Source organism: Streptomyces aureocirculatus, assembly GCF_000720475.1.
In the GTDB taxonomy this organism is placed as follows: domain Bacteria; phylum Actinomycetota; class Actinomycetes; order Streptomycetales; family Streptomycetaceae; genus Streptomyces; species Streptomyces aureocirculatus.
Window position 1 is genome coordinate 1 of sequence record NZ_JOAP01000195.1, and the last position, 248, is coordinate 248.

Consider the following 248-nt stretch of genomic DNA (forward strand, 5'->3'; position numbering starts at 1 on the left):
CTCGGCCTTGCGTTCGTAGCGGCGATGGAGTCGGCGGCAGCCGGCGAGCCAGGCCATCGTGCGCTCGATGGTCCACCGGTGGCGTCCAAGCCGCTGGGACAGCCAACGCCGCAGGTGGCGATAGTCGTAGCCCTTGTCGGCGTGAAGTGTTGCGGGCCTGCGGCGGCGAGGGCCGCGGCGGGACCGGATCGGTGGTATGCCCTTCACGAGCGGGATCAGGGCCTGGCTGTCGTGGACGTTGGCGCCTG

Annotated in this window: 1 pseudogene; it reads right to left on the reverse strand. The window is 71.0% G+C overall.

The annotated features are described in order from the left end of the window. A pseudogene (locus IG78_RS0141335) lies at window positions 1-248 on the reverse strand (IS5/IS1182 family transposase); the annotation flags it as partial.